The organism is Erythrobacter sp. Dej080120_24, from assembly GCF_036322605.1.
In the GTDB taxonomy this organism is placed as follows: domain Bacteria; phylum Pseudomonadota; class Alphaproteobacteria; order Sphingomonadales; family Sphingomonadaceae; genus Erythrobacter; species Erythrobacter aurantius.
On sequence record NZ_AP027262.1, the window covers coordinates 3142274 to 3157972 of the forward strand.

Sequence of the window (15699 nt, forward strand, 5' to 3'; positions counted from 1 at the left end):
GCGGACTTCTGCCTTAGCGCCGCCCACTCCCTCCGCCTGTGTTAACAGGTTCAGGTTCAACGGGTCGGCGGACTCAAACCGCCCTCTCAGCCATCATGGCTCCCCGGGGATGGGTGAGTGTTAAACCGCGTTGGCTTGCGAGTCTAGGACTGCATCACCGCTGGAGGATCAATGCGCAGGCTCGCCAGTCGCATCTGCGGCTTCGTCATGCGGCGCGTCAACGCGAGCCGTCACCGCCGGAGTATAGACAAACTCGCTGCTGCTCAGGTCGATCGCCGGGATTTCCTCGCGCTCGCGCCAGTAATCCTGATTGTGCCGCCATTCGGGCTTGTCGCCCCGGCGCGGCAATTGGTCGAGCCCGCGCATCAGATAGCCCGGATTGAAATTGTCCGGTTCGATCCAAGGGTGCAGCTCCATCCCTTCGTCTTCGTGACGCAGGGCAACCTCGACCCTCGCCATGCCCTTGTCATGCATCCGGTTGAGCAGGCCGCAGACGAAATCGCCGAGCATGTCGACCCGCAAGGTCCAGCTGGCGCGGAAATAGCCCATCACCCACGCCATGTTGGGCACGCCGGTGAACATCATCCCGCGATAGGTCACGCTGTCGTTCCAGTTGACGGGCGCGCCATCGACCTCGAACGGGATGTCGCCCATCACCGACAGGCGGAAACCGGTTGCGGCGATGATCAGATCGGCTTCGATCAGTTCGCCCGATGCTGTCACCACGCCTTCGGGGGTGAAGCGGTCGATCGTGTCGGTCACCACGCTCACCTTCCCCGACACCGCGGCGCGGAACACATCGCCGTCAGGGCAGAAGGCGAGCCGCTGCTGCCACACGCGATAGCGCGGGGTGAAATGCGGTTCGAATTCGAAATCGGGCTTGCCGGTGAAGGCGCGCACCAGCTCCTTCAATTCCTCGAACACGGTATCGGGCTCTTCGATGCAGCGCCGCGTCAGGACATCCTGATCATGCATGATCTGTTGCCGCACGATGCGATGAATGGTCGGCTCTTCTATGCCGATTTCACGCAGGCGGTCGGCCAGCTCGTTCTTGTTTTCGCTGCAAAAGAAATAGGTCGGCGAACGCTGCAGCATCGTCACATGCGCGGCGGTCTTCGCCAATTCGGGGACGACGGTGGCGGCGGTGGCCCCCGATCCGATCACCAGCACCCGCTTGCCCGAATAATCGTAATCCGGATCCCATTTCTGCGCGTGCACGAAATCTCCCGCGAAATCATTCAGCCCGCGATCCGCCCAGTCTTCGGGAATGTAGGGTTTTTCGTGGTCGTAATAGCCCTGGCACATCCAAAGGAAATTGCAGGTGAAGGCGACCATCGCGCCGTCGGAAAGCCGCTCCGCCTCGACCGTCCAGAGGTTCGTTTCGCGTGAGAACGCGCAATGGACGATGCGGTGGCCGTAATGGATATGATCGCCGATGCCGTTTTCCTCGATCACTTCGCCCATGTAATCGAGGATCGCCTGCGCGCTGGCGATGGGTGCGCCCACCCACGGTTTGAAGCGATAGCCGAAAGTGTAAAGATCGCTGTCGGAGCGGACACCGGGATATTTGTGCGTTTCCCATGTGCCGCCGAATGTGTCCTTCATTTCAAGGATGGCATAGCTTGCCCAGGGGGATTGCTGCTGCAGGTGATATGCCGATCCGATGCCCGATATCCCCGCCCCGACAATCAGGACATCGACATGGGTGGTAGTTGGCCAATCGATCACATGTGCCATCGCGCAATCCTCCATGCTGCAGGGATATCGAGGGGTGCGCAGCCGCACATTGATGCGGATCAATTTTGGCCGGGACGGCTTGCCGATACGGCCGCGATGCGCCAGCACAGCGGCCTGAGGAGAGAGAACACGATGCCATTCCGTATGACAGAGATGGTGGGATGCGAATTCCCGCTGTTTGCCTTTTCCCACTGCCGCGACGTGGTGGCCGCAGCAAGCCGCGCGGGCGGCTTCGGCGTGCTGGGCGCGGTCAGCTACACGCCCGAACAGCTGGAGCATGAACTTGCGTGGATCGACGATCATGTCGAGGGCAAGCCCTATGGCGTCGACGTGCTGATCCCCGAAGTGCAGGCGGTCGATCATTCTGTCAGCGCAGATGCGATCATCGCGCAAATCCCTTCGCAATATCGCGATTTCACCCGCCAGCTTTTGCGTGAATGCGGGATTGCCGATGATGTCGGCGCACCGCAGGGCGGATCGCAGGCGCCCAACACTTCGCTGGGTCAGGAATTGCTTGAAGTCAGCTTCAATCATCCGGTGCGGCTGATCGCCAATGCTCTGGGCACCGCTCCGCCGGAAATGATTGCGGCGGGAAAGAAATACGGCATTCCGGTCGCCGCGCTGGTGGGCGCGAAGGAACACGCGCTCAAACAGGTGGCCGCCGGGGTCGACGTGATCGTCGCGCAGGGCGGCGAAGGCGGCGGGCATTGCGGCGACGTCTCCACCATCGTGCTCGTCCCCGAAGTGATCGAGGCGATAGAGGAAGCGGGCGCGGACATTCCGGTGCTTGCGGCAGGCGGGATCATGAACGGGCGGCAGATGGCCGGGATGATGGCGATGGGCGCGGCGGGCGCGTGGTGTGGCAGCGTGTGGCTTGCCTCGCCGGAAGCCGAGACGACCCCGGTGTTCCGCGAAAAGATGATCGCAGCCGGATCGCGCGACACGATCCGCTCAAAGCATCGCACCGGCAAATACAGCCGCCAGTTGAAGAGCGAATGGCACGAAAGGTGGGAGGCGGCGGGCCTGCCTGCCCTGCCCATGCCGTTGATGAGCCTGTTGGCCGAACCGGTGCTGCGCGCGCTGGATCAGGCGGCGGTGGCGGGCAATCCCAAGGCCCAGGCTCTCTCAAGCTATTGGGTCGGACAAGGGCTGGGCCTCGTCAAGGATTCGCGCGGGGTCGGCACCATCGTGCAGGACTTCAAAGCCGATTTTGCCGCAGGGTTCGAAACGCTGGCGGGCAATCTGGAATAGGCCGCTATCACCAGCCTCTATCGTCTGGACTGCTCCGCCGGGGAGATTGCAGCCCGTTTCGGTGCGAGGCTGGGTGATGATCCCTGGGGCGGGGGTTATGTCGCGCGGGATCGCTTTGCCCCCGTCATCACCGCCGGGCGCGAATTCATCGCCGGGCCGCGCCCTGCTGGCGGGAGGTTGCAGCCGCGCATCGTGCCCCGGCTATGGGGCGTGCTGCCTCCGCCCGGCTCCGACGATCCGATGCGCCGGATTGCCACGGTGCGCAATCCGGAAAGCCCGTTCTGGATCGGCAACCTCCGGAACAGCGAGTTCCGCTGCATCGTCCCGGCAACATCGGTCATGCTGTGGGGCAGCGGGATCGATTACGAAGGGCGGCGCCTGAAACACTGGTTCGCGCCAGAAGACGGCGGGATTTTCGCCATCGCAGGGGTGTGGAAGGACGAGGACATTCCCGCATTCGCCCTGCTCACACGTGAAGCATCCGGCGCTGCGAAAACTGCGGGATGCAATGCAATGCCGCTGATCTTGCCATCCGATGATTGCAGCCTTCAGACGTGGCTGCACGGTGGCTGGGACGCGGCCAGACTGCTGATCGAGCGCCCGGCACCAATCCCGCTGATCGAACGGGATTTGATCCCCGACTAGGCTTCTTCCCCGGACAGGCGCAAAAGGCAGATTGCCAGCAACACAGTCGCCAGCACGCCTGATCCGCCCGCAATCGGCAGTTCGCCAGTGAAATCGCGGCCCAGCGCCATGGACAATGCGTTGGCGATGGCGGCGACGGTTCCGACCAGCACTGCGATCCCGCTGAGCAGCCGCGATCCGCTGTCCAGCCTTGCAAGGCCCAGCGCAATCAATGCCAGCGCAAGCAAGACCTTGGCCGCGTTGTAGACCATGAAGGAAAAGGCGACGATTGCCGCGGCAGCAGGAGCAAAGGCCTCCACCTCGCCAGCGACTTCGAAGAACGGGCCGAACATCGTCAGGCCCACGCCGACCTGAACGACATTGAGCACGGCGGCAAAGGCGATTGAGGACCACGCAAGATAGTGCTGGCGTGCTGCCAGCATCGCCGCCCCGGCAAACCCTGCCATGAGGGTGAAGATCACCCCTTCCAATCCCCACAGCAACTGCCGCGGGACTTCGGCTCCGCTGGCATAAAGCGCGGTGTAGACGCTCTGCGTGAGCGCCGCTGCCAGCAAGAGCGCGGCAACAAGGCTGGCCGTCTGGCGAAAGGAAAGCTGCATCGATCTGGCCCCTGTGCACGCGGCCCGCCTGATTGCGGGAATGCCGCGAAGATACCTGCGCGTTCGGCGCTGGCGGGCAGAAGGTTACACCGCATTCCGGGATAAGCCCAACCCTCTAATTGCAATTAAGTCGCAAAAACACATTGACCTCGATCAAATTGATTTAATAATAATGCGACTCACTCGCATTTGCAGAAAGAGATTGATGTCCCCCTCCTATCCCCTCCGCCATCTTGGTCATGCCGCGACCTCCGGGCTCGCCTTGGTCGCCATGCTGTCCTGCGCCCCCGCATCTGCCGAAAACGCCGAGAGCGAAGCCGATCCAGGCACGAAGCCGCAGGGCCTGATCACCGTCACCGCAACCCGCAATCCCGTCGCGGCATACGACTTCCCCGGACAGGTCAGCGTGATCGAGCGCAAGGAGATCGAGGACTTCAACGCTTCCAGCCTGCAGGACATTTTCGTCGCCATCCCGGGCGCGACCTTCGATTCCGGCCCGCGCCGCACCGGCGACACCCCGAACATCCGCGGGCTTGGCGGCAATGCCGTGCTGATCTTTCAGGACGGCGCACGCCAGAGCTTCGCCTCGGGTCACGATGGGCGCTTTTTCATCGATCCCGAACTGGTGCAGACGGTGGAAGTTGTGCGCGGCCCGAATTCCGCGCTTTACGGGTCGGGTGCCTTGGGCGGCGTGATTTCGACCCGCACCGTGACCGCGCGCGATCTGCTGGGCGATGGTGAGCGCTTCGGCGTGAAGCTGGTGTCCGGATACCAGTCGGTGAATGACGAATTCCGCGCAGGCGGGACGGTTGCGGGGCAATCATCGGACGGCACATGGGATACCGTGGGCCACCTGACCTGGCGCACATCGGGCGACATCGAACTGGGCAACGCCGCCACCCTTCCCGCCGATGATGAAATCACTTCCTCGCTGTTCAAGCTGACCGCCCGGCCTTCCGATACGCTGGAGATCACCGCCTCCTACACCCGCTTCCAGCTTGATGCGACTGACCCGCAGAACCCGCAGGGCAACAATATTGCCGGCCCGGACAATGATCTGGTATTCCGAGACATCACCAGCGACACAGCGCAAATCAGGCTGAACTGGAACCCGGCAACCGACGCGATCGACCTAAATCTGGTGGGCTATTATTCGCGCAACGGGGTTGAGGAGGACACCGTCGGCACCCCGCGCGTGGCTGATCGCGAGGTCGAAACCCTCGGCTTCCTGATCGACAACCGCTCCCGCTTCGATCTCGGCAGCGCCAACGGCCTGACGCTGACCTATGGCGGCGAATACTATCGCGACGAACAGACCGGTCTCGACTCCGCCACCGCCGACGGCACGCGCGGCGGCGTGCCCGATGCGAAGACCGATTTCGTCGGACTGTTCGTGCAGGCGGAACTGACCCTTTCCGACATGGGCGCGATACCCGGCGAACTCAGCGTCATACCCGGCATCCGCTGGGATTCGTTCCGGTCGAGCGCGGCAGGCGAAACTTTCGAAATCGACGATGATGAATTCTCGCCCAAGATCGGCCTTGCGTGGAAGCCGGTGCCGCAGCTTCTGCTTTTCGGCAATTACGCGCTCGGTTTCCGCGCGCCGTCCTTCAACGAAGCTTTCGCCGACGGCGCGCATTTCGTCATTCCCGATCTGTCCACCCCGCCAGGGCCGCGCGGCCCGCGCTTCGTATCCAACCTGTTCATCGGCAATGGTGCCTTGCAGCCGGAAGAATCCGAGACATTCGAATTGGGCGCAGGCGTCGATCTGCCCGGCCTGATCGCCGCTGGCGACCGGCTGACGATCAAGGGTTCATACTACGAAAGCGATGTCGAAAATCTGATCGGACTGGACGTGAACATTCCCGCCGGATGCTTCGTCACCAGCCCATTTGTCCCGCCATGCGGCAGCGGCCCGGAATTCGGCAACACCAGCCAGAACGTCAACATCCGCAACGCCCGGATCAGCGGGGTGGAGATCGAATTCGATTACCGTTCGGACTGGTTCTACGCGCGCGGCAATTTCTCCGCGATCGACGGGATGGATACGGGGACGGGCGAATTCCTCGAAGGCGTACTGCAACCCGATATCCTGTTCGTCGATCTCGGGTCGCGCATCGGCGACACCGGATTGAGGCTTGGCGCGCGCTTCACCCTCGCCACCGAATTCGACGAAGTGAACACCCCGCAGGAAATCCGCGATGATTACCTGCGCGGCGACCTCTACCTCGTCTTTCAACCCGATACCGGGCCCCTGCGCGATTTCCGGCTCGATCTGGGCGTCGACAATGTCGGCGACGCCGCCTTCGAAGTCGTCAACGCCGGGGTCTTCCAGCCGGGCCGGAATTTCAAGGCCGCGCTGTCGTGGTCGAAAGGCTTCTGACGCCCCGCCCGCACCCCATCATTCACACTAGCAAACGGATGAAACACCCATGCTGAAACTCACCAAGACCCTTCTCGCCTCAGGACTTGCCGCCACCGCATTGGCGGCGCTGCCCGCCCCGGCGCTGGCAGATGACCCGATCACCCGCAGCGCCTCCGCCGAAGAGGCCGCGTTCCAGGCTGACCGCGAAAGCATCCTCGCCATGGCCGGCGATTTCAAGGTCACCTTCAACATGCAGGAATCGACCGCATGGATGGAAGGATACGAACCGATCGATTCCAAGATCAGCGGCGGCCATGAAAGCGTCCGCGTGATCGAGGACACAGGCACGCGCATCGTGCTGCAACATCTGCTCGTGGTCGGCGGGGAGGAGAACCCCTATGTCGTCAAGCACTGGCGGCAGGATTGGCAGTACGAACCGACCGAAATCCTTACCTACCAAGGCGGCGACACATGGGAGATGACCCCTGTGCCCGAAGCGATGCGCGCCGGGCGGTGGTCGCAGACGGTGTATCAGGTGGATGACAGCCCGCGCTACGCCGGTTGGGGCCAGTGGGAAACAACGAATGGGGTGAAACGCTGGCGCTCGAACTGGACCACTCGCCCGCTCGCCCGGCGCGATGCAACCCGCTCGCCGGTCTATGATCGCTATGTCGGGATCAACCGCCACCAGTTGACGCCGAACGGCTGGATCCACTGGCAGGACAACACGAAGATGATGCCCGCACCGGACGGCAGCGGCGAACTGGTGCCGGTGGTGCAGGAATATGTGCTCAACACCTATGAGCGCTTTGACGGCTACAATGTCGCAGCGGCGGAAGCCTATTGGGCCAAGACCGCCGATTACTGGAACGCTGTGCGCGCCAAGTGGGATGAAGTCGCTGAAACCACCGGCGGCATCCGCATCGCGCAAGAAGCCAATTATGGCACCGACGTCGCGGCAGAGCTGCTCAAGCTGGCCGATGCGATCAAGCAGGGCGAAACCCCCGCCGAAGAAGCCACGGCAAAGGCTGTGGCGCTGATCGAAACGGGAACCGCCCGCAGCGGCGGCTGAACCTTCGTCGGACCTTCCCCGCCCTGAGCGTTCTTTCCCCCCACCCTTGCTCAGGGCCGTCGCGCATCCCGGCAGTGCAACAATCCGCCGGGGTGCGCGCATTGGCAAAGATCAGACGCAGATCAGCGCCACGATGACGCGCTAATACAGTATCATAACCCTCTGATCCTGCTATTCTTCTGCAGCCCACGCGGCATGAGTCGTCCATTGGGTAGGACGGGGCCGCTGGCTTCTAAGGGGGAGCATCCATGAACACTTCACGTCTGCTGCGCGTCCGCATTTCGGGCGCGCTCCTGCTCGCATCGAGCACGCTTGCCATCGCCATGACCAGCCCGGCGCAGGCCGACACCACCGCGCCCTGCAACACCGGGAACGGGCCTGACGCGGTGGCAGACACCAGCGACGACACGCTCGAATGCGGCGAGAATGCCAGCGCGACGGGCGGCAATGCGACAGCCGTGGGCAATGGCTCCGCCGCTTCAGGCAGCCTCAGCCTTGCCGTGGGCGACAGCGCCAGCGCCACCGCCAACAATGGCACGGCCGTGGGCCAGTTTGCGCAGGCAGGCGATGCCGCCAGCGACACCAACGCCAGCGCCTTTGGCCGTTCGGCACAGGCAACCGCGGCAGGCGCAACCGCAATCGGCGCGGCATCGGACGCGTTCGGCACCAACAGCACCGCCATCGGAATTCTTTCGGTCGCCACCGGCGCGGACAGCATCGCGGTGGGGCGCTTGGCGCAGGCATCGACCGCGCGTTCGGTCGCCATCGGCACCGGGGCAAGCGCCACGGGAGACGAAGCGACCGCGCTCGGCGAAGCGGCGGACGCATCGGGTCAGGCAGCAATTGCCATCGGGAATGACGCGGAAAGCTCTGGCGTGGGTTCGATCGCGATCGGATCGAACACGGCGGGCGCGGACGTGTTCGGGGTGATCGCCGGCGGGCGCGCAACCATCGCCATCGGTTCGGAAACGCGCATCTATGCCGACGGAGCAATCGCGATTGGCGGCGATCTCGACAATGACGGGCTGGGCTCCTCCGCCAACGCGACCGGTAACGTGGCGCTGGGTGCGGATTCGTTCGCGGTCGGGCTGAATTCGGTCGCCATCGGGGCCGGTTCCATAGCGGACCTCAACGATTCCGTGTCGGTCGGCAGCGAAACGAACCGGCGCGTCATCACCAATGTCGCCCCCGGCTACCGCGACGATCACGCGGTTACGCTGGGGCAGGTCAATGCATTGCTTTCAGGCGGCGGCACGCCGGGCGTCGTCGTCAATGTCGATGGCGGCTTCTCCCCTACCGCGACCGGAACGGGATCAATCGCCATCGGCGACGGCGCCATTGCCGATGGCAGCGAAGCCGTGGTCGTGGGCGCGACTTCGGGTGCGAACGGAAACGGGGCGACCACCTTCGGCGGCTTTGCCAACGCCACCGGCACCAATGCCACCGCACTGGGTTTCAGCGCCAATGCCGGGGCCAACAATGCGACCACGCTGGGCAGCTCCTCCAGCGCCAGCGCCAGCGGGGCTGTCGCGGTCGGCACTTCGGTGCAGGCATCGGGGATCGATTCTGTCGCCATCGGCACCGGTTCGAGCGCGGGCTTCGCCAATTCGGTCGCGCTGGGTTCAGGATCAACCGCCAGCGCCGCCAACACGGTATCGGTCGGCAGCACCGGCTTTGAACGGCGGATCACCAATGTCGCGGACGGAGTGGCGGACAGCGATGCCGCAACCGTCGGCCAGTTGAAGGCGATTGCCGGGAACGACAAATTCGCCACCAACGGCACAACCGGAACCGCAACAGCCAACGGCACGAATTCGCTGGCCATCGGTGCCGGCACCATTGCCGAGGGAACCAACTCCATCGCCATCGGCCTCGACACAGCCGATCCGGGCGATGTCGGCGCTTTCGCCAGCGGACAGGGCGCTCTGGCCGTCGGTGCCGAGGCGCAGGCACAGGGCAGCAATACGATCGCGCTGGGTGCAGGATCGCTGGCCTTGCAGGACAATACGCTGTCGATCGGCAATTCCACGCTAAAGCGGCGGATCACCAACGTCGCGGACGCCCAGGACGATAATGACGCGGTGACGTTGGGCCAGCTCAACGATGCACTTGCCGACAGCGCCACGCCCTTCGTCAAGGTCAACGGCGCAACCGGCAACGCAGTGGCAGGCGGGCTGAACGCTATCGCCATCGGAACGGTCGCGACGGCAGGCGGCGCGGGCTCCATTGCCATCGGCGGCGACACCATCGGCGGAGCAAATTCGACCCGCGCTGACGGCACAGGGGCAATCGCGATGGGCAGCTTTGCCAACAGCGGGTCCGGCGACGGCGCGATTGCAATCGGCGTGCGCGCTCGCGGGGATGGCGCCAACGCTCTGGCGATCGGCACCGATGCCACCGCCTTTGCCAGCGGCACCGCGATCGGCAACCTCAGCTTCGTCAACGCGCTGACAGGTACGGCAATCGGCGAAAGCGCATTTGTCAGTGGCAACAACTCGGTGGCGCTGGGTGCAGGTTCCGCGGCATTGCAGGCCAATGTCGTCTCGGTCGGCAGCGCCAGCCAGCAACGCCGCATCGTCAATGTCGCAGCGGGGTCTGCCGGGACGGACGCGGTCAATGTCGCACAGCTCAATTCCGCACTGAACGGCATTTCGGGTGCGAACAACCGCTTCTTCGGGATCAATTCCACCGGCACATCAGCGTCGGCGACCGGAATTGACGCGCTTGCCATCGGTGCCTTGGCGAATGCGGTTGGCAATCGCGGAGTTGCTGTCGGGGTTTCAGCGGTTGCGAGCCAGGAAAGCGCCAACTCCTTCGGCACCCGTGCGCGGGCCGAGGGGATCAATTCCGCCTCTTTCGGAGCGGATGCGAGGGCGCTGGCCAACAACGCCATCGCAATTGGCGCAGGCTCCCTTGCAAACGCCAACTTCGCCACCGCCGTCGGCCGTTCGGCGATTGCGACCGGGGACAGTTCGACCGCGCTGGGCCGTGCGGCGGAGGCGTTCGGTGCTAACAGTGCTGCTTTCGGCACCGGCGCCCGCGCCGCTGCACAGGGGGTAGCCTTCGGACAGACCGCAAGGGCCACAGGCAACAACACCACCGCGCTTGGGCAACAGGCGCTAGCCAGCGAGCTGCTGGCAACCGCAGTCGGCAACACATCGTCGGCCACGGCGCAAAGCGCGACGGCAATCGGATCGCGCGCCAAGGCCGCGTTTGCCGGCTCCACCGCTGTCGGAGCCAATGCCGAAACCACCGCCGCCAATCAGGTGACGCTGGGCGGAACCGGAAGTGCGGTGCGGATCGGGGACATCGCCGCCAGCACTCAGGCGCAGGTCGGCCCGGTCAGCGTCGTCACCGTGGACGAAGCCGGCACGCTCGGGCGGCAAACCGTCGCCACTGCCGCCTCTGTCGACAATGTCCGCGTGTCGATGAACACGATGCAGGCGATCACCGATGCCCAGATCCAGAACCTGTCGGGTAGCATTTCTGCGCTCGACGGCAGGATCACCGGACTGGCGTTCCAGCTGGAAGACCTCGACCAGCGCACCCGCGGCGGCATTGCTGCGGCGATGGCGATGGGCGGGACGATGATTGTGCCTGACAGCACTTTTTCGGTCAGCGCCAACGTCTCGACCTATCAGGGAGAACAAGGCTTTTCCGGATCAATCGCGGCGCGGGTGCGCGAACGCGTCTACATCACCGCCAGCGTAGCCGGATCGACCGCCGAAAAGAGCACCGGAGGCCGCGTGGGCGTCGCTTTCGGTTTCTGAAGCCAAACGCGGGGCGGGCCTTCGGGTTCGCCCCTACCCGCCCTTGTCCAGACAAATCCGGTCCCCGCGCCGGGCGACGTTATAGCCGCGCTCTACCACCTCGCGGCTTTGCGCACTGTCGGGATCGCGGATCGGGTTGGTGTGGTTGTAATGGATGAAATGCACCTTGGCGCGCTCGCTTGGCGGAAGCTCCTGCAAGCGATCCATCGTCTCGGTGACGCGCGGGTGCGGAATTTCGCTCATGTCACGGCCCGGCAGTTCATTGTCGTCCCAAAAGGTCGCGTCGATGAAGATGTGCAGTGATTGTGCCAGCACCGCTTCAAGCAATGGCCCGCGCGTTGCCGTCCATTCATTCCAGGCGTCGATGTCGGGCAGATACAGCGCCGTTGCGCCGTCAGCCATGATCACAAAGCCGACGGTCTCCGAATATTCGTCCCGATGCGGCGCGGGCAGCGCGACCACCACCAAATCGGGTTCAAGGGCGATCGCTGCGACCCCTTCCCCCTGATCCATCTCGACCAGCGTGATATTCCCCAGTTCGACCAATTGGCTCCACGGGCCGTTCGTACGCAGGAATTGGGCCATGCGCGGCATCGCATAGACGGAAACGCCGCTCGCCCCCGCAGCCTCCCGCCCGAAATACGCAAGGCCGAGATAATGCCCGATATGCGCATGGGTGAGGAACACGCCGTCTACGCCCAGTCCATCCGCGGGAGGCTCAATCGCGTCAAGCATGGCAAGCTGCTCGGTGATCGCGGGGCTCGCGTCGAACAGGTAGCGTTTGCCGTTTGCCCGGTCGATCAGGGCAAGCGAAGATGGCAGCAGGCGCGGGCCGGTGTCATCGGCATTGCCGATCTGCGGCGCGCCCGCATCCTGCCCTGCCCCCAGTACGACGAGCTCGACCTTGCAGGCCTCAGGCTCCCCGTCGGCGGCATAGGTAGCAGCAGGGACCGAACACAAAACACCGCCCGCCAGCAGGGCGGCAAGCCCGCGCCTCATTCGATCACGCGCCCGCGCACCATGACAAAGTCCACATCCTCCAGCACCGTCACATCGGCCAGCGGATTGCCGTCAACCGCGATCAGGTCTGCAGAAAAGCCCGGCGCGATGCGTCCGATGGTGTCACCCATCCCCAGAACGTCAGCCGCCACTGTCGTGGCACTGGCCAGCGCTTCACGCGGGCTCATCCCCTGCGCCACCATGAGCGCAAATTCCTCGCCATTGCGGCCATGCGGGAAGACGCCTGCATCGGTGCCGAAAGCAACCCGCACGCCGAATTGCCGCGCGCGCGAGACCAGCGACGCCATCAACGGCTGCACCGCGCGGATCTTGGCCTCCACCACCGGGGTGTAGGTGCCGGTGTCGAGCCCTTCGGAAACGCCCTTCAACGCCATCAGCGTCGGCACCAGCGTAGTGCCGTTTTCGCGCATCACCCGCGCGGCCTGTTCGTCCAGATAGGTGCCGTGTTCGATCGTGTGCACGCCTGCGCGTGCCGCCGCCTCGATCCCGCGAGCGCCATGGGCGTGCGCCGCGACCTTTAGGCCGAGCGTTTCCGCGGTTTCGACAATGGCGCGCATTTCCTCGTCGCTGAAATGCGCTTCTAGCCCGCGGCCCTGCTGGCTCAAGACGCCTCCGGTCGCGGTGATCTTGATAAGGTCGGCCCCGTATTGCGATGCCAGCCGCACCTTGGCTGCGCATTCAACCGGACCGGTGCAAGTGAAGCCTGAATCGAGGACATCGTTCACATGTTCGATAAAGCCGTTCACGTCGCCATGCCCGCCGATGATGGCGATGGTGCGCGCGCTGGTGACGATGCGCGGACCGGCAACCATCCCCTCGGCTGTCGCGCGTCGCAGCATCTGCGTGACCTGATCGGTGCGGCTGCCCAGATCACGCACAGTGGTGAACCCGGCAAGCGCGGTGATGCGCGCGTTCTTGGCCGCGATCAGCGTGAAGTATTCGGGCGGCGTCGTCGCTGCACGCCAGAATTCGCCCGAAGGATCACCCGAAAGGTGCGTGTGCAGGTCGATCAGGCCGGGCAGCACGGTCTTGTCCGAAAGGTCGATCACCTTCGACCCTTCAACCGCATAGACTTCGAGATCGGGGCTGTCAGAGGGCAGGATGTCGCGGATCGTTCCGTCGATCACGACGATCGCCATAGGGCCGCTTGGCTGGCTGTCGGCGTCCATGATGACGCTGCCCGCTTCGACGATCAGCGTATCGGCTGCGGCAGGCGAAGCGATGCACGCGGCCAGCGCAGCAATCGCGCCCATGGTTTTGGCAAGCAGTTTCATTGGTTTCTCTCCCCTGTCAGGCCCCAAGGTGACAGTGATGCCCCGCTTGAGGTGCGCTGGCAAGACCGGGCCTTCGGCAATTCGTGGGGCACGCGCAATTCGCTTGACGATTGCGCGGGCGCTTGGTCTTTGCGATGTCTTGTCATTTGCCACAGGGACGCACCCATGATTCCGTTTTTGAAGACCCGCCTTGTTCTGGGTGCCTTTGCCCTGTCACCGCTGGCGCTTGTCGCCCTGCCGGTTCCGGCTGCCGCGCAGCAGAGCGATGCCGCCTATCAGGATCTGTTCAACGCCATCGACGAAGGGGTCGATCACGAAGTCGCGCTCGATTCCACCATGAAGGTCGTGCGGCGCGAATATGCGGCAATTCCCGTTATCGCGCAGGTCGACCAGATGAGCCCGGGCCTGATCGATGAGATCGTCAAGGAAATGCGTCCGATCTTCCGCGATTATCAGGCGCGCGTGCGCGACAAGTATCGCCCGCAGATGGTCGGCCTGTTCGCCCGCAACCTGACCACTTCCGAAGCGCAGGACATCGCGGCATTCTATCGGTCGGAGCTTGGCCGCCGCATTCTTGGCGGGGTGTCGCGCAATTACAGCCCCGATGCGACGCTGGAAAATGTGCAGGAGCTGGACGGCCAGAGCGAAGACGAAGTGCGCGACAATGTCGCCAGTGATATCGGCAATGCCACTCAGGCGACGATTTCGGAACTGTCGCAGGATGATCTCGTCGCCATGGGCAGGCTGGCGATGGAAAAGCCGGCGCTGCTGAAACTGGGCCAGATCAACCCGCAAATGATCGCCCTGCGCGCGCAGATGGAGCAGGAACAGCCCACCCCTGACGAAGCCGCCCAGATCGAAGCGGTGATCCAGGCGGTGTTCAAGCGCAGGCTTGGGGAATAACCCGCGCTCAAACAGCGTGGCGTTAACGCAGACTACCCGCGCTCAAGCAGCGAAGCGGTAGCGCAGACTAGAACGTGTAGCCCACGCCGATTCCGCCGATGAACTGGCTGGCGCTGCCGCGAACCGATGTGAACGGAGTGTCGGCCGCATCGCCGACCAGCCGTGAATAGCCCGCGACGCCATAAAGGTTGAACCCGCCGTTCAAGAGATTGTCGTCGAGGTCCAGCGTGAAGATCGCCAGCGTGCCGAGCGAATTCAGCCCGCCATCAGCGGTGAACTGCGGCAGGCCGGTTGCCGCTGCAGCGGCAGGGGTGACGGTGTAGTAATAGTCGGCAAAATCATCGTCGACGAAGCTGGCATTGAACCCCAGCTGCAGCGCGGCTCCGCGCCCCAGAGGGGTGAAGTAATTCACCCCCGGCTCGATCAGCATTCCCTCATGCGCACCCAGAATGTCCCAGCGCAGCTGCGTTGATACGCCCAGACGATCCCCCCGCGTGAATACGCCCGGGAAGGTCACGCCGCCATTGACGCCCACTTCCACGGCCACGTCGAGTTCGCTCGCCAGTTCCACCACCCGGTCTTCGATCCGGTTGGCGCGGTCATTGCGAAAGCGGAATGACGGCCCGAGCGAGAGCGAGGTCTTCGCAGGGCCCATAGCGGGCTTTTGTGACAGCAGATCGAGGTTGAAGCCGGGGCCGTTGGGGCTGATCCCCACACCGCCCACGCGCCCGACGATCAGCGGCAGCGGGAACGCAACGTAATCGTCGGAACCCGAATAACTTGGGACCAGACCTGCACCGATACCGATGGTCGCCCATGTCTCGTCGAACACCGGCTTGAACGGCGGCGCTCCTGCTGGCGGGCCGCCTGCGGGCGCATCCTGTGGCGGGCCATCCTGCACGTTGGCAGCGGGAGCGCCCTCTTCTTCAACGCCCGTTTCCTCGGCGGTTTCCGCTTGGGTAGGCACCGCCAAGGCAATGGCGAGAAGGGCAAAAATCGATGGAAAGGGGCGGGGTTCGGGCATTTCGGGGGGAACTCCATGGGAGAGAATGGGGGACGCATC

General features: G+C 63.9%; 11 protein-coding genes and 1 riboswitch. Of the genes, 6 read left to right on the plus strand and 5 right to left on the minus strand.

The window, feature by feature from the left end; translation table 11 throughout:
- Positions 1-9: 9 nt before the first annotated feature.
- Positions 10-116: riboswitch (TPP riboswitch) on the minus strand.
- A gap of 52 nt (positions 117-168) precedes the next feature.
- Positions 169-1737, minus strand: a complete 1569-nt coding sequence (locus tag AABA34_RS15095) for a flavin-containing monooxygenase (RefSeq protein WP_338303212.1) — start codon at positions 1735-1737, stop codon at positions 169-171.
- A 132-nt stretch (positions 1738-1869) separates the two neighbouring features.
- On the opposite strand from AABA34_RS15095, the gene AABA34_RS15100 reads away from it, so the two are divergent.
- Entirely contained in the window at positions 1870-2988 is a 1119-nt protein-coding gene (locus AABA34_RS15100) for an NAD(P)H-dependent flavin oxidoreductase (RefSeq protein WP_034955835.1), read from the plus strand.
- A gap of 192 nt (positions 2989-3180) precedes the next feature.
- Positions 3181-3633, plus strand: coding sequence for an SOS response-associated peptidase family protein (locus AABA34_RS15105; protein ID WP_338303213.1), 453 nt, complete (start codon positions 3181-3183; stop codon positions 3631-3633).
- Here AABA34_RS15105 and AABA34_RS15110 read toward each other — a convergent pair.
- Positions 3630-4232, minus strand: a complete 603-nt coding sequence (locus tag AABA34_RS15110) for a hypothetical protein (RefSeq protein ID WP_034955368.1) — start codon at positions 4230-4232, stop codon at positions 3630-3632. The two genes, AABA34_RS15105 and AABA34_RS15110, sit on opposite strands and share 4 nt — an antisense overlap.
- Positions 4233-4437: 205 nt before the next feature.
- Between AABA34_RS15110 and AABA34_RS15115 the strand changes: the two genes are divergently transcribed.
- The 3 genes from AABA34_RS15115 (at position 4438) to AABA34_RS15125 (ending at position 11439) form a co-directional block, all read left to right on the plus strand.
- Positions 4438-6615 (plus strand): TonB-dependent receptor domain-containing protein, encoded by a 2178-nt coding sequence (locus AABA34_RS15115; RefSeq protein WP_034955369.1) that lies wholly within the window; start codon positions 4438-4440, stop codon positions 6613-6615.
- Between the two features lie 49 nt (positions 6616-6664).
- Positions 6665-7669, plus strand: coding sequence for a DUF6607 family protein (locus tag AABA34_RS15120; protein ID WP_034955370.1), 1005 nt, complete (start codon positions 6665-6667; stop codon positions 7667-7669).
- A gap of 248 nt (positions 7670-7917) precedes the next feature.
- Positions 7918-11439: a beta strand repeat-containing protein gene (locus AABA34_RS15125; RefSeq protein ID WP_051700106.1), complete on the plus strand. Its 3522-nt coding sequence runs from the start codon at positions 7918-7920 to the stop codon at positions 11437-11439.
- Positions 11440-11472: 33 nt separating this feature from the next.
- Here the strand turns inward: AABA34_RS15125 and AABA34_RS15130 are convergent, their stop codons facing one another.
- On the minus strand, positions 11473-12438 hold the full coding sequence (locus AABA34_RS15130) for an MBL fold metallo-hydrolase (protein ID WP_034955373.1): 966 nt from the start codon (positions 12436-12438) through the stop codon (positions 11473-11475).
- Positions 12435-13733 (minus strand): metal-dependent hydrolase family protein, encoded by a 1299-nt coding sequence (locus AABA34_RS15135; protein WP_034955374.1) that lies wholly within the window; start codon positions 13731-13733, stop codon positions 12435-12437. Before AABA34_RS15135 ends, AABA34_RS15130 begins: the two co-directional genes overlap by 4 nt.
- A 165-nt stretch (positions 13734-13898) precedes the next feature.
- Between AABA34_RS15135 and AABA34_RS15140 the strand changes: the two genes are divergently transcribed.
- Positions 13899-14636 (plus strand): DUF2059 domain-containing protein, encoded by a 738-nt coding sequence (locus AABA34_RS15140; RefSeq protein WP_034955375.1) that lies wholly within the window; start codon positions 13899-13901, stop codon positions 14634-14636.
- Positions 14637-14703: 67 nt separating this feature from the next.
- Here AABA34_RS15140 and AABA34_RS15145 read toward each other — a convergent pair whose 3' ends face one another.
- Positions 14704-15660 carry a MipA/OmpV family protein gene (locus AABA34_RS15145; RefSeq protein ID WP_338303214.1) on the minus strand — a complete coding sequence of 319 codons (957 nt, stop codon included), beginning with the start codon at positions 15658-15660 and terminating at the stop codon, positions 14704-14706.
- Positions 15661-15699: the final 39 nt, after the last annotated feature.

Coding starts and splice junctions, on each gene's coding strand:
- AABA34_RS15095 (WP_338303212.1), bottom strand. CDS start 1,737: ATGGCACATGTGATCGATTGGCCAACTACCACCCATGTCGATGTCCTG.
- AABA34_RS15100 (WP_034955835.1), top strand. CDS start 1,870: ATGCCATTCCGTATGACAGAGATGGTGGGATGCGAATTCCCGCTGTTT.
- AABA34_RS15110 (WP_034955368.1), bottom strand. CDS start 4,232: ATGCAGCTTTCCTTTCGCCAGACGGCCAGCCTTGTTGCCGCGCTCTTG.
- AABA34_RS15115 (WP_034955369.1), top strand. CDS start 4,438: ATGTCCCCCTCCTATCCCCTCCGCCATCTTGGTCATGCCGCGACCTCC.
- AABA34_RS15120 (WP_034955370.1), top strand. CDS start 6,665: ATGCTGAAACTCACCAAGACCCTTCTCGCCTCAGGACTTGCCGCCACC.
- AABA34_RS15125 (WP_051700106.1), top strand. CDS start 7,918: ATGAACACTTCACGTCTGCTGCGCGTCCGCATTTCGGGCGCGCTCCTG.
- AABA34_RS15130 (WP_034955373.1), bottom strand. CDS start 12,438: ATGAGGCGCGGGCTTGCCGCCCTGCTGGCGGGCGGTGTTTTGTGTTCG.
- AABA34_RS15135 (WP_034955374.1), bottom strand. CDS start 13,733: ATGAAACTGCTTGCCAAAACCATGGGCGCGATTGCTGCGCTGGCCGCG.
- AABA34_RS15140 (WP_034955375.1), top strand. CDS start 13,899: ATGATTCCGTTTTTGAAGACCCGCCTTGTTCTGGGTGCCTTTGCCCTG.
- AABA34_RS15145 (WP_338303214.1), bottom strand. CDS start 15,660: ATGCCCGAACCCCGCCCCTTTCCATCGATTTTTGCCCTTCTCGCCATT.